The organism is Maritimimonas sp. 2205BS37-2 (assembly GCF_056591755.1).
On the sequence record NZ_JBWQOI010000002.1, the window covers coordinates 1,140,638 to 1,155,006 of the forward strand.

Here is a 14,369-nt window from a genome sequence, read left to right on the forward strand (position 1 = left end):
AATTGAAATGAAGAATAAAATATTCATACTTCTATTATTAGTAATAGTAGGTTGTAAAACCAAAGAACAGAACAAAAACGGAAAACTACAAGTAGTTACAACTACCACTATGATCACCGATCTAGTAAAAAATATTGGCGGAGATAAGATTGATGTACAAGGCTTGATGGGTACTGGCGTAGACCCACATTTGTACAAAGCGAGTGAGGGAGATGTAAGTAAGTTATTTAATGCTGATGTAGTGATTTATAATGGACTTCATTTAGAAGGCAAACTTGAGGAGGTTTTTGAAAAAATGCGTCATCAAAATAAAAAGGTTATAGCGGTGGCCGACGCTGTAGATGAAAACACGTTAATAGGATCAGAATATTTTGCTTCAAATTATGATCCGCACATTTGGTTTGATATCAAAAACTGGGAGCGCGTTGTGCTTTATGTGGCGACAAAGTTATCTGATCTAGACCCTAAAAATGCTAAAGCCTATTTAACAAATGGAAAGGCTTATTTAGACCGTTTGAGAATTTTAAAAACAGCTATAGGCTTAACAATAAATCAATTACCGGAAGAAAATCGAATTTTAGTAACGGCGCATGATGCATTTAATTATTTCGGGAAAGCATATGATTTTCAGGTGGTTGGTTTACAGGGTTTATCAACGGCTACCGAAGCAGGCGTTCTAGATGTTCAAAAGATGGCACAATTTATAATTAACAATAAGGTAAAAGCCATTTTTGTTGAAAGTTCTGTTCCTAAACGTACAATAGAAGCTTTACAAGAAGCGGTAAAATCAAAAGGATTTGAAACAACAATTGGTGGTACTTTATATTCAGATGCATTAGGAGATGATGGAACCGAAGAAGGCACTTATGTTGGTATGTATAAACATAATGTAAAGACAATTGTTGATGCTTTGAAATAAAACTATGGGTAAAAAACTTGCAGTATCAGTTGATGACTTAACCGTTGCCTATAATTATAAACCCGTTTTATGGGATATAGATTTGGCAATCCCAGAAGGTGTTTTAATGGCAATTGTTGGACCTAATGGAGCAGGAAAATCTACATTAATAAAAGCCATTTTAGGGATTATAGAGCCTATTGCTGGGAGTATTTCCATTTACGGAAAACCTTATAGCAAACAACGTAAATTGGTAGCTTATGTACCGCAAAAAGGAAGTGTAGACTGGGATTTTCCAACAACAGCACTCGATGTAGTTATGATGGGAACCTACGGCAGTTTAGGGTGGATCAAGCGCCCAGGTCAAAAACAAAAGAAAGCTGCCTTAGAAGCACTAGAAAAAGTAGGGATGCTGGCATTTAAAGATCGACAAATCTCACAATTATCGGGAGGACAGCAACAACGAATTTTTTTAGCTAGAGCATTGGTGCAGAATGCATCTATCTATTTTATGGATGAACCATTTCAAGGAGTAGATGCCACCACCGAGATCGCAATTATTAATATCTTAAAAGAATTACGTAAGGAAGGCAAGACATTAATAGTTGTACATCATGACTTGCAAACAGTACCAGAATATTTTGATTGGGTTACTTTTTTAAATGTCAAGAAGATCGCAACAGGCCCGGTACGAGATATTTTTAATGATGACAATTTAACCAAGACGTATGGTATCAATTATAAAGTAAGTATTCAACAGTAATGGACCTGCAAGAATATTTTAAACTGGTTTTCACCGACTATACTTTAAGAACAATCACTTTGGGGACGGCCATATTGGGGGCTATCTGTGGTATGTTAGGAAGCTTTGCCGTTCTTAGAAAACAAAGTCTGCTAGGAGATGCTATCTCTCATGCTGCATTACCAGGAATTGCAATTGCTTTTTTGATTACCGGAACAAAAGAAACCAACATACTCCTAATTGGTGCATTGATAAGCGGTTTAATTGGTGCATTTTGGATTCGAGGGATCATTAATAAAACACACTTAAAATCAGATACAGCTTTAGGATTAATTTTATCACTCTTTTTTGGATTTGGAATGTTGCTGCTCACATTCATCCAAAAACAACCAAATGCAAATCAATCTGGTTTAGATAAATTTTTATTTGGCCAGGCAGCAACACTATTAGCAAGAGATGTTTGGTTTATGGCTGTTGTTACCGGAATATGTTTATTTGTTTTAGTGTTATTCTGGAAAGAATTTAAGCTCTTATTATTTGATGCTGATTATACCAAAACCCTTGGTTTTGATACTAAGTTCATAGATATTTTAATTACCTCATTTATTGTTTTAGCCATTGTTTTGGGATTACAGACCGTGGGCGTAGTATTAATGAGTGCCATGCTTTTAGCTCCGGCAGCAGCAGCAAGACAATGGACAAATAGTCTTGGTGTTATGGTAGTTTTGGCAGCTGTTTTTGGCGCTTTAGCAGGCGTAGTAGGAACAGGAATTAGCGCAAGTCAAAGCAACCTATCTACGGGTCCGGTGATTGTGTTAGTGGCTGCAGTTTTTGTTATCTTTTCATTTGTTTTTTCGCCTTCAAGAGGTTTACTTTTTCGCCAAATTCGATTGATTAAAAACCGAAGAGATCTACAGTTACATAAAACCTTAGCGTTTATGTTTGGAATTGCAGAAACGCATGATGACAAGTCACATCCACACACAATAAAGATTCTGAATAATTTTCAAGGATTTACTAGAAGTACTTTAAAGAAATTAGAAGATCGTAACTATATAACTATTGATGGGCAAATGTGGTCAATGACAGATGATGGATATGCATTTGCAAGTAACTTATACAATCAACAAACGAGTAAGGAAGATGAGTAGTGCTCAAATAGAAATACAATTAATTGCTAGTCTGGTAGCAATAGCCTGTGCCATTCCAGGAGTGTTTCTCGTACTTAGAAAGATGGCGTTAATAAGCGATGCAATTAGCCATTCAATTTTACCAGGTTTGGTTATTGGTTTTTTTATAACACATAACTTAGGTTCTCCTTTGTTAATAGTTATGGCTGCCTTATCAGGTATCGTAACGGTAGTATTGGTTGAATATATTCAAAAAACGGGATTAGTAAAGGAAGATACTGCAATTGGACTTGTGTTCCCTGCGCTTTTCAGCATAGGCGTTATATTAATTGCTAAAAATGCGAATGATGTGCATTTAGATATTGATGTGGTGTTACTAGGTGAGTTGGCATTTGCTCCGTTTGATAGGATTATTATTAACGGAATTGATCTTGGCCCTAAATCTTTATGGGTTATTGGCACAATACTGTTAATAACAGTCGCTTTGTTATTTGCTTTTTTCAAAGAATTAAAGGTGAGTACTTTTGATGCAGGATTGGCGACTGCCTTAGGTTTTTCACCAGTCGTAATGCATTATGGATTAATGAGCATTGCCTCAATAACTACGGTTGGTGCTTTTGATGCTGTTGGAGCTATTTTGGTGGTTGCCTTAATGATCGCACCAGCCGCTACAGCATATCTATTAACCGACGATCTTAAAAAGATGCTGTTTCTATCAGTAATTTTTGGAGTATTTTCTGCGATAATGGGATATTGGGTAGCACATTGGTTAGATGCTTCCATTTCGGGTTCAATGACCACTGTCTTAGGGATTGTATTTTTATTAGTTTATTTATTTGCTCCAAACAGAGGATTAATTTCAGTACTCTATCGCAATAAACAACAACAAATTGAAGTGCAATTATTAACATTCTTATTGCATCTAAATAATCATCAAGAAGAACGCGAGCGTCATATCAATCATTTGAATGAGCATATAAATTGGCATAAAGTAAAATCGCAATCAGTGGTCGATTTGGCTCTAAAAAATAATATGGTTACTATAAACAACCAGATTATTTCGCTTACTGAAAAAGGAAAATCATTTACAGGCAAAGCCATTGATTATATTATCACAAATGATGATACCGAAATAGAATCAATGAAAGAAGATTTCTTTTTGTTTAGAGGATGATGCTTTTGTCACCGTGAACTTGTTGCAGGGCCTTAAAACGAGAATCTTTATGATGAGATTCTAAAATAAATTCAGAAAGACAACACAAATTTATTATTTTGCTTAAAATTCTATTGTGCAAAACACGACCACATTTAAAATCTATAATGCCTCGGCCGGAAGTGGTAAAACCTTTACGCTTGTAAAAGAATACTTAAAGATTTTATTAGGCACATCAGATTCGAATCGCTTTCAAAATATTCTAGCAATTACGTTTACAAATAAGGCTGCAGCCGAAATGAAAGAACGCGTAATTAATAACTTACGTGATTTCTCAAAACCCAAAATATTACAAGAAAAAACAGCAATGTTCTTACAGATTGAGCATGAAACCAATTTGCAAGATGGAATGCTGCATGAGCGATCTAAAAAAGTATTAGAAAGTATACTTTACAATTATTCAGCTTTTAATATAACTACTATTGATAGTTTTACACACAGATTGATACGGAATTTTGCATTTGATCTAGGCTTATCGCTCAATTTTGATGTTGAGATGGATGCGAAGTCTTTATTGAATGAAGCTGTAGATTTATTGATTTCTAAGATTGGGGAAGATAAATATTTAACCAAAATACTAATTGACTTTTCATTACAAAAAGCGAATGAAGATAAGTCATGGGATGTTTCAAGAGAGCTCAAAGAAATTGCTCAAATTTTACTAAACGAAAATGACTTGCTGCATGTACAGTTACTAAAAGATAAATCTTTTGATGATTTTATTGAGCTGAAGAAACATATTCAACAAAAGGTAGCGTTGCTTGAAATGGAATTAGCGGATATAGGTAAAGAAGGGCTACAACTTATTGACAATTTTGATATTGAATACAAAGATTTTTATTATTCTCAGTTTCCAAAGCACTTTCAGAACTTAATTAATGACGTTACAAAGACTAGCTTCGAAGTCAATAAAGGATTGGCTAAAAGCATTGCGGCTAATCAGTTTTATACTAAAAATAAACCAGAAGAGGTTAAAACTGCAATTGATAGTATTATAAATCCTCTTTTAGATCTCTATACTAAATCAGAAAAACAATATAAAGAATATACACTCTATAAACTCTTTTCAGATAGTTTAATTCCTTTAGCCGTTTTAAGTACGATTAACGAAAATTTAGAAGAACTTAAAGAAGAAAAAAACATACACTTAAATGCTGAGTTTAATCAAATTATTAGTAAGCATATAAAAGAGCAACCTGCAGCATTTATTTATGAAAGAATCGGTGAAAAGTATAAGCATTATTTCATTGATGAAATGCAAGACACTTCTAAATTACAATGGCAAAATTTAATTCCCCTTATCGGTAACGCGTTGTCTCAAGAGAATGCGAGTTTGCTGATGGTTGGCGATGCAAAGCAATCTATTTACCGATGGAGAGGAGGAGAAGCTGAGCAGTTTATTAATTTAACCAACAATGAGAACCCGTTTTTTATTGAAAAACATATTTCACAATTAAATACTAACTATCGTAGCTATTCAGAAATTATTGACTTTAATAATAACTTCTTTCAATTTCTCTCTAAATATTTTAAGAAGAAAGAATATCTAGCAATGTATTTTAATGAAAACCATCAAGAGCATACAACTAAAGAAGGAGGCTATGTCAACCTGTCTTTTATAGAAGAAGGTTTATTGGTCAAAGAAAAAGATGAAGTTTTTGCCGAGAAAGCCTTAAGGGTTATAAATGATGTAAACGATGATTTTAACTTACATGAAATATGTATTCTCACAAGAACAAGAAAACAAGGAGTGGCTGTAGCGAACCATTTAACCCAGAATGGCATTGATATTATTAGCTCAGAAACGTTGTTGTTGCAGAATTCAAAAAAAGTGCGATTCATTGTTAATATACTAACTTACTTACAGCAGCAGTCTAATAAAGAAGCCCAATTAAGAATTTTATATTTCTTGTTTGACCATTTAAAGATCAAAAAGGATAAACACGATTTCTTAAATGAATTTATTAGTTGCGAAACGGTAGAATTTTTTGAAAAATTAAATCAGTATGAAGTAGATTTCAGCAGCTCTAATTATACTCAACTACCCTTTTATGAAAGTATAGAATACGTAATTAAGACGTTTAAACTAGCCGAAACTTCCGATGCGTATCTACAATTCTTTTTAGATGAAACATTACAGTATTCAATTAGAAAATCAGAAGGTGTATCAGGATTTTTGGAATACTGGCATGATAAAAAAGAGAGCCTTAGCATTGTGGTTCCAGAAGAGAAAAATGCAGTAAGAATTATGACGATCCATAAATCAAAGGGGTTGGAATTTCCAATTGTTATTTTTCCATATGATTTGGATATCTATCGAGAGTTGAATCCTAAAGTTTGGTATCCTGTAAAAGAAAAATTTAAAGGCTTTGATAGCCTTTTAATTAATGCGAATAAAGCTCTAGAGCAAGCAAGTGAAGATGGCTTGTTGTTGTATCAACAAAGAAAGAAAGAATTAGAGTTAGATAATATAAATCTATTATATGTAACTCTAACGAGAGCCGTTGAACAACTTTATATAATTTCAGAAAGAAGAAAACTTACAGATGAACCCAAATGGTATTCACAGTTTTTTATTGAATACTTGAGAAGTATTGATAGATATAATGATCAAGAATGTGAATATGAATTTGGATCAAAAAAGCGTGTTTCTTTAAAGAAAGAACTCGTAAAAAAAAGTTACGAGTTAGAACAGTTTATTAGCTCTTCATGGCAAGATCATAATGTAAATATAGTTGCAACTTCGGGATTATTATGGGATTCAGAAAAAGGAGCATCCATTCTATACGGAAATTTAATTCATGAAGTTTTATCAAAAGTAAAGACAGCTGGAGATATTGAAAATGCCATTGATCATTATCTTATTAATGGAACCATTACAAATCAAGAAGCCCAAGAAATTTCAAGAACCGTTAATCTTGTTGTTACGCACTCAAAATTGAAAAGATATTTTCAACAAAACCTAACCGTTCACTGCGAACGAGAAATTCTGACTTCAGATAAAGAAATTGTTATTCCAGATAGGTTGGTAATTAATACTAATAATAAGGCTATTATTATAGACTATAAAACAGGAAAACCAGAAAAGAAACACCACTCACAACTTTATAAGTATGAATCGGCGGTTAAAGAATTGGGCTATGAAGTAGAAGAAAAATTATTGGTTTATATTGATGATCCTGTAAAGGTTGAAGAAATATAATCTGAGTAAGATACTTTTTCTATAAAATGAGTTTAAGTTTTAGGCTTCCTGCTTTTATAATAAAATAATATCTTTGACAGATTCTTATCAAATTAACTAATGAGTATATTAGATATCATTCTTACTGCCCTTTTACTTTTCGGATTGGTTAAAGGATTTATGAAAGGACTATTTATTGAAATCACTTCTTTGGTAGCCTTGGTTTTAGGGCTTTATGGCGCAATACATTTTTCTTATTTTATGGCTAATTTCTTAAAAGACAGCGTTGAGTGGTCAGAAAAATATATTCAGATTATTGCGTTTGCAAGTACTTTTTTAATAATCGTTGTATTGATTTCGTTATCAGGAAAATTACTTACTAAATTAGCAGACGCTGCTTCTTTGGGTATTATGAACAAAGTATTTGGAGCCATTTTCGGGGTGGTTAAAATAGGATTAATTTTGAGTGTGGTTCTAATTGTATTTGATAAGTTGAATAAAAACTTACCCTTCATAAAAGAAGAAAAAATACAGGCCTCAATCTTATATGAACCTGTTAAGAATCTTGCCCCAATGATATTTCCTTCAATTTTAGAAAATGAATGGGAGGCCGTTAAAAAAGGATAATTTATAGATACTAACGCATAGCTTTTTAAAGGCTAACAACTAATATAAAAGATGTCAACAGCAAAAAAAGAGTATAAAAGGATTACAACCAATACTTTGGTTGAGATGAAACGCAATGGTGAAAAGATTGCAATGCTAACAGCTTATGATTATAGCATGGCGAAAATAGTAGACCATGCCGGAATTGATGTAATCTTAGTTGGAGATTCTGCCTCTAATGTAATGGCAGGTCATGAAACAACTTTACCAATTACTTTAGACCAAATGATCTATCATGCTACTTCAGTAGTTAGAGCTATAGATCGTTGTTTGGTTGTAGTAGATATTCCTTTTGGTAGTTACCAATCTGACCCTAAAGAAGCGTTAAGATCTGCTATACGAATTATGAAAGAATCAGGAGCCCATGCTGTTAAACTTGAAGGAGGAAAAGAGGTGAAAGAATCAATAAAACGTATTTTAAATGCAGGAATACCTGTAATGGGGCATTTGGGATTAACACCTCAATCTATTTATAAATTTGGAACCTATACGGTTAGAGCCAAAGAAGAGGCTGAAGCTGAAAAATTAAAAGAAGATGCCTTGCTTTTAGAAAAATTAGGATGCTTCGGAATTGTTTTAGAAAAAGTACCGGCAAAACTTGCTGAAGAAGTGGCTAAAAGTGTTTCAATACCAATTATAGGAATTGGTGCAGGGAATGGCGTTGATGGGCAAGTATTGGTGATACATGATATGTTAGGTATGACGCATGAATTTAATCCAAGATTTTTACGGCGCTATCTTGATCTCTATACAGAAATGAGCGGAGCCTTTAAGGAATATATTAAAGACGTGAAAAGCTTAGACTTTCCGAATGAGAAAGAACAATATTAGAAATAAAAAAACCTCGCCTTAGCGAGGTTTTTTTATTAAATAATTTGTCTCCTTCTATAAACTTTCAGTAAAAGGAGTTGGGAATGCATCTATTACATTATCTCCAGCTCGATCAAGAGGAATATAAGTGCTATTTAATTTTCCTGTACGCCTTAAATCAATCCAACGATGTCCTTCTACAAATAAAGAATATCTTCTTTGATTAAGCACTTCATCCAGTAATTCAGTATCGCTAGTTCCACCAGAATAATTTGGTAAACCTGCTGCATTTCTTACTACATTAATTGCATCTACGGCTTCAGCATTATCAGTACCTATGTTTGCTTCAGCATAAATAAGAATTAACTCTTCATTTCTTATTAAATAAACAGGATCAACATTGCTTTTATATACTGCTATTTGATAGTCTGCTGTGAGATCATCGAATGTTCTTGTACCAGGCTCAAAAAGTTGAGATTTATTAGTTACTCTAGTGTCACCTGCTTCAGCGTCTGCTATCCAAGAAGGATGCGCCATAAACGCATCGTTGGTACCACTACCTTCTAGCGTGTGGAATTGCGCATTTAAAATATCATTACCTGTACCTCCAAACACATGTGCTACACCAGCGAATAGATCTCCGCCTAAATCTAAGAACGAGTCATTTAATAAAGACAAGGCAAGTGTTTTATTATTTTGATACAAAGCAACACGCGCTGCTAATGCTCTATTAAACTCGCTAAATGTAGCTGGTGTATTAAAACCATTAAACCCATCACTAATATCAAAATCAAAACTTGACCCCGCACCTGATAAATCAGTATTTGCATCATTTAATAACGCCATGATTGCCGTTAATGCCTCGTCATAACCAACATTAGGCCCTAAATTATCAGGATCTTCAACATCGATTCTAATTCCATTAGTATATTGTCTGTTTGCCACCATTAGCAATGCATATGCCTTTAATGTTTTGGCATATCCAATATAACTATTAACTACCTCATTAGAAAGCCCTGCCGAATTATTCTGAACAGCTTGAATTAGTATATTTGCTGACTTTACAATTTTGTACCAGGCTGCATAAGCACGTGTAGTTAAAAACCCATTATTATCTAATGGCCCCTTTAATAACTCTCCTGTTAAACGAGGATCTACACCGGTAAGGTCATAATATTCTCTGCCAAGTATGCTTACCGTGTCATAATGAAAAGCAAGATCATTACGCATCACAGCATCAAGCCCAGTAGCTAAAAGCTGTACATCATTCCTTGAAGCCCCTTCATCAAAACTACCTACCGTAGGAGCATTTGGATTTTCTATATCATCTAATTGGCAGCTAGGTATAATCAAAACTGCACAGAATAGAAATATTTTTATATATATATTCTTCATAATATCTTAGAAATTTATGTTTAAATGAAAGTTAATAAACTTTGAAGCCGGATATGGCGTTACCTCCACATTATTTGCTAATACATTATTTCCAAAATTCGAAACCTCTGGATCATAACTATTATAATCAAAAATATTAATTAGGTTTCTACCTGAAATACCTACTCTTACTTTATCAGCAAATTTAACTTTTTCACTAGGGAATGTATAGTAAAGACCAACTTCCCTTAATCTTACGTAACCAGCATCTTCAATTACAGGATCTGGATTCACGAATGCTTGACTTGCTCTATAAGGACCATTTGCTAATTGTCCGGATGGATCTGCACCAAAGTCATCATAATCCCAAGTTGTTTGTGCTAAATCATAAAGTAAAGTAGTAAGATTTATACCATCACCTCCTTGTTTCCAGTGCCATAAGAAAGATAAGTCAAAGTTCTTGTATGACAAGTTATTTTGCCATGACATTTGAAAATCTGGCTCAGCATTTCCATAAACAAAGAATCCATCTCCTTCTGGGTCTCTTGCAGCAATTTCGGCTGCAGTAAATTGAGTTGCATCGTATGTACCTACAATTTGTGTGGCACTAAATCCTTCTTGTATTTGGAATGTACCAAGAGAAGATGCAAAACCACCTACTGTAAAACTCGGCACATCTAAACGTGTAATTTCAGACTTGTTTTTCCACCATTTAACATTAGAATCCCAAGAGAAATCATCATTATCAATTACTCGTGCATTTAATCCCAACTCGATACCATTATTTTCAAGCTCACCACCATTTATAGCTTTTCTTGTAAAACCAGAAGATGTGGGAACCTGTGATTGGATTAATAAATCGTCTACTTTTTTATTATAGAAACTAACTTCAAAATTAAGTCTGCTTTCAAATAAGCTGAAATCGATACCATATTCTAATTCTGATTGACGTTCTGGTTCAATATCGGGAGTACCTCTAAGGTCAGCTGGACTTAACCCAGTTGCTCCACCTCCAGAAGTAGCGCCAATAAATTGGGCATTCATCAGTGAGAAACGGTCATTAAAATTTGGGAATCTACCTGATTCACCATAAGCAATTCTTGGTTTAAAACTAGTAATAAATCCATCAGGCCAAAAATCAAAATTATGAAGATTCACGGCTAAGTTAGCCTTAGGGTAATAATACATCTCATTAGCATCACCATTATTTGTAGAACGATCTCCTCTAACACCAAAAGAACCTATTATTTTATCATCATAATTAATTTCTTCTTGCACAAAGAAACCAGTATCCTTCTGAGGGATTATTGTTTGTTGTGTTGATACATTACCAGATTGACCAATATTAGTTTGTGAACCAATAAGATCTGTTGCTATTGTAATTACAGTATTTCTATCAAACTCTTGGAAGAATCCCCCCGCCTGTGTTGTAAAACTAAGGCCATTATCTAAGAACAAGTTATGAACCAAGAAAGCAGATAAGTTATAATTAGTATTAACTGTAGTACCAGAGATAGAAGCACCACCAAGAGTACCATCACCTCTAAAATATGATAAAGCTCTTGGGAATATACTAGTGGTTCTTAGTGAATATTGATCAAAACCACCTTGTAAAACTAATTTCAACTGATGTTTATCATTAGTTAGTATTCTTACATTAGAAGTAGCACTTCCAATAAACCTGTTTATTTCTTCCCTATTAGTAGTAAGCGCAACAGTTTCTAAAACATTTGAACCTGCACCTCCTGCAGGATAAACACCATTAACAGGAGATAAATCTTCCCAAGGTAAGGTGAAAGCGAGTGCATAACCAATAGTTCTATTTGCGTTACCATTATTAAAGAATCCTCTATCAGAAGTAGAGTTTATATAATTCGTAGTAACATATAGATCTAGCCAATCATTAAATTTTTGACCAATATTCAAACGAATTGAAGCTTTTTCGTAACCAGTGTTTTCAACAAGCCCTGGCTCATTTTTATAAGTAGCTCCAAAGAAGTAATCAGTTTTTTCAGTTGCGCCAGATGTAGTAAATCTACTGGTAGACGAAACTCTAGTGTGATCAAAAAGCTCTGCTTCATAATCTCTTAAAGTAGCATTTGAAGGACCTCCTCGGCCGGTAATTGTAGCTTCGGTCCAATCTCTAAGACCTAATAATTGTGTTGGGCTTCTTAAACCTACTGTTTGTGAGAAAGAAATTTGTGCTTTTCCTTGTCTTCCTCTTTTTGTTGTTATAATAACAACACCACCCGCTGCTCGCGAACCATAAATGGCGGCTGCAGAAGCTCCTTTTAATATTTCTACACTTTCAATATCTTCAGGATCAATATCGGCGATCCTGTTAGAAGCATCATCTTGAGTATTTGAAGGATTTCCCCCTCCAGCAGCAGCACTTACAATATTATTACCAAGAGAGATCGAAGAATTGTCAACATAAACCCCATCAACAATGTATAGAGGTTGTTGATCTCCAAAAACTGAAGTAACTCCACGTAATCGCATCGAAATACCTCCTCCTGGTGCTCCTGAGTTTGCTCGAATTTCAGCTCCAGTAAATTTACCAGTTAAGGCTGAATCAAAGCCAGATTGGGTTGTTACACCTGCAAGATCGGCAGCTGATACCGATGCCACTGTATTAGCTAGGTTAGATCGTTTGGTAGTAGATGCAAGACCTGTAATTACAACCTCTTCTAAACCTACAGCATCTTCAGATAATGCAATTGTTATTGATTGACTCGCATCGGTAACTTGAACTTCTTTGGTTGTAAAGCCTAAAGAAGAAACAACGAGTGTAGCCGGAATGTTAGAAACATTTAAAGAAAAATTTCCATCACCATCGGCCGTGGTTCCATTTGAAGTACCCTTTTCAATAATATTTGCAAAAGGAATTGCTTCGCCTTGAGTGTCGGTAACTTTACCAGTTATTGTTTGCGCTAGTATACCTAGCGGTATCAAAAACATAGCAAAGAACAACACCTTTTTAATTCGTAGTGTTTGTCTCATATGCTTGAATTAATTAGTTAGTACGTTAACAAATATTGCTATTTTTTTCTAACATAGCAATAATATGCCTCAAAATTTAACAGAGTCGTAAAATTTTGTTAAAGAAATTATAAATTTAAAAAAATACACTAACTGCAAAGAATCAAGTATTTTGAGAATATCTTATGTTTTATCATTTAACCAATTTTTAACAAGAAAACCCTAGGTTTAGCATTATGTTTGCTTTCCTTTAAAAATTAAATTAGTATTGCATAAATTTTTTTGAAAAGTATGGAAGAAACAGCTACTAGTGTTGATATAAGAGCTATTAATGAGAAGATAGAAAAAGAAAGTGCTTTTGTTGATTTATTGAACCTTGAAATGAATAAGGTAATTGTTGGTCAAAAGCATATGGTTGAACGATTGTTGATAGGTCTTTTAGGAAATGGACATATTTTATTAGAAGGTGTTCCTGGTTTAGCAAAAACGTTAGCCATAAACACATTGTCTAAGGCTGTAAAAGGCTCTTTTAGTAGAATCCAATTTACCCCTGATTTATTGCCTGCCGATGTTATCGGAACTATGATTTATAATATAAAGGAGAATGACTTCTCTATAAAAAAGGGGCCTATTTTTGCGAATTTTGTCCTTGCAGATGAGATCAATCGTGCACCGGCAAAAGTACAATCAGCTTTACTGGAAGCCATGCAAGAACACCAAGTTACTATTGGCGACGATACCTTTAAGTTAGATCAACCCTTTTTAGTAATGGCTACTCAAAACCCAATTGAGCAAGAAGGAACATATCCTTTACCAGAGGCTCAGGTAGACCGTTTTATGTTAAAAACAGTAATTGATTACCCAAAACAAGCTGAAGAGCAATTGATAATGCGCAATAATCTAAAGGGAAGTTTTGAAAAGGTAAATGCTGTTGTAGATTTAAAACAAATTTTAAGTGCTAGAAGTGCAGTTCAAGAAGTATATATGGATGAGAAGATCGAAAAATATATACTCGATATTATTTTCGCAACACGTTATCCTGAAGAATATAGATTGCCCGAATTAAAACCATTAATTGGTTTTGGTGCTTCACCTCGTGGAAGTATTAATTTAGCAATGGCTTCTAAATGCTACGCATTTATAAAGCGAAGAGGCTACGTAATCCCAGAAGATGTACGTGCCGTTGTTCATGACGTTTTACGCCATAGAGTTGGCATTACCTATGAAGCCGAAGCCGAAAATGTAACTTCTGTTGATATTATTAATAAAATAGTAAATCAAGTAGAAGTACCTTAATCTTTAATGTCATTCCTGCGAAAGCAGAAATCTTATTCTTAACTACTCAATTTTAGATTTCACAGAAAGTGAAATGA

10 protein-coding genes are annotated in these 14,369 nt (G+C 34.1%); 8 read left to right on the top strand and 2 right to left on the bottom strand.

All coding sequences use genetic code 11. The features are described 5' to 3' along the window. Positions 1-7 precede the first annotated feature (7 nt). The 7 genes from AC1EUU_RS12560 to panB all read left to right on the top strand — a co-directional run bounded on the left by AC1EUU_RS12560 (position 8) and on the right by panB (position 8,661). Positions 8-919: a metal ABC transporter solute-binding protein, Zn/Mn family gene (locus tag AC1EUU_RS12560; RefSeq protein WP_480201777.1), complete on the top strand. Its 912-nt coding sequence runs from the start codon at positions 8-10 to the stop codon at positions 917-919. Between the two features lie 4 nt (positions 920-923). Next, positions 924-1,661 (top strand): metal ABC transporter ATP-binding protein, encoded by a 738-nt coding sequence (locus AC1EUU_RS12565; RefSeq protein ID WP_480201778.1) that lies wholly within the window; start codon positions 924-926, stop codon positions 1,659-1,661. Then, complete coding sequence (locus tag AC1EUU_RS12570; protein WP_480201779.1) at positions 1,661-2,791, top strand: metal ABC transporter permease; 1,131 nt, start codon at positions 1,661-1,663, stop codon at positions 2,789-2,791. The genes AC1EUU_RS12565 and AC1EUU_RS12570 overlap by 1 nt, the downstream gene beginning before the upstream one ends. Beyond that, the gene (locus AC1EUU_RS12575; RefSeq protein WP_480201780.1) at positions 2,784-3,944 is read left to right on the top strand and encodes a metal ABC transporter permease; all 1,161 of its coding nucleotides are present in this window, start codon (positions 2,784-2,786) and stop codon (positions 3,942-3,944) included. The genes AC1EUU_RS12570 and AC1EUU_RS12575 overlap by 8 nt, the downstream gene beginning before the upstream one ends. A 115-nt stretch (positions 3,945-4,059) precedes the next feature. Continuing rightward, entirely contained in the window at positions 4,060-7,185 is a 3,126-nt protein-coding gene (locus AC1EUU_RS12580) for a UvrD-helicase domain-containing protein (protein ID WP_480201781.1), read from the top strand. 99 nt (positions 7,186-7,284) lie between these two features. Then, on the top strand, positions 7,285-7,791 hold the full coding sequence (locus tag AC1EUU_RS12585) for a CvpA family protein (RefSeq protein WP_480201782.1): 507 nt from the start codon (positions 7,285-7,287) through the stop codon (positions 7,789-7,791). A 51-nt stretch (positions 7,792-7,842) separates the two neighbouring features. Beyond that, a complete protein-coding gene (panB, locus tag AC1EUU_RS12590; protein ID WP_480201783.1) occupies positions 7,843-8,661 on the top strand; it encodes a 3-methyl-2-oxobutanoate hydroxymethyltransferase in 819 nt (272 codons plus the stop codon). A 54-nt stretch (positions 8,662-8,715) separates the two neighbouring features. Here the strand turns inward: panB and AC1EUU_RS12595 are convergent, their stop codons facing one another. Further along, complete coding sequence (locus AC1EUU_RS12595; protein WP_480201784.1) at positions 8,716-10,035, bottom strand: RagB/SusD family nutrient uptake outer membrane protein; 1,320 nt, start codon at positions 10,033-10,035, stop codon at positions 8,716-8,718. A gap of 6 nt (positions 10,036-10,041) precedes the next feature. Further along, complete coding sequence (locus AC1EUU_RS12600; protein WP_480201785.1) at positions 10,042-13,017, bottom strand: SusC/RagA family TonB-linked outer membrane protein; 2,976 nt, start codon at positions 13,015-13,017, stop codon at positions 10,042-10,044. Between the two features lie 270 nt (positions 13,018-13,287). On the opposite strand from AC1EUU_RS12600, the gene AC1EUU_RS12605 reads away from it, so the two are divergent. Next, positions 13,288-14,292 (top strand): AAA family ATPase, encoded by a 1,005-nt coding sequence (locus AC1EUU_RS12605; RefSeq protein ID WP_480201786.1) that lies wholly within the window; start codon positions 13,288-13,290, stop codon positions 14,290-14,292. The last annotated feature ends 77 nt before the right edge of the window (positions 14,293-14,369 follow it).